The organism is Halorubrum sp. Atlit-26R, from assembly GCF_003666015.1.
Classification (GTDB): Archaea; Halobacteriota; Halobacteria; order Halobacteriales; family Haloferacaceae; genus Halorubrum.
Genome location: NZ_QPLT01000359.1, coordinates 1 through 537, shown reverse-complemented (window position 1 = coordinate 537; position 537 = coordinate 1). Strand labels below are relative to the sequence as shown.

Sequence of the window (537 nt, the reverse complement as noted above, 5' to 3'; positions counted from 1 at the left end):
TCAGATTCATATCCGCTCCGGGCTCTTCGGCATCGAGATTGTAGTTATACGACTCGGACTCTTTGAGCCGCCACACGTACGCACCAACCGGCTCTTCCTCATCGGTTGACAAAGAGTCGCTTAGTGGCGCTGGATCCCTGACATTCACCGTCCCCTCGATGGCGACTTTCTCACCATCGACGAGCGTTGACGGGGTTCCATCCTCGGATGTTGACACTGATCGGTAGAGCCGTCCGGCAGTAATCGCTCGGTGACCGCACCACAGAGAGGTAGCAAGTAGAACCACCCCGAAGAGAGTACGTAGCGCTTCGACCATATGCATCTGAACCGTTCGAATGTACTTTATACCGTTCCAAATTATGAGAGTTTCTCACAGATCTCTTTTACTTGAATGTATGATAGAGTACGTATGAACCCACTATGGAGCTCAAATGTGGATCTTTCTACCGAATCCTTCTACGAGAAACTGAGTGGTGACGATGTTAATGAAAAAGAGGTTATGAGACTATGTGAAGAATATTTTGAGATTGCAATTGG

At 48.4% G+C, this 537-nt stretch carries 1 pseudogene; it reads right to left on the bottom strand.

The features are described from left to right. Positions 1–316: pseudogene (locus DVK07_RS20970) on the bottom strand (hypothetical protein); the annotation flags it as partial. Positions 317–537: the final 221 nt, after the last annotated feature.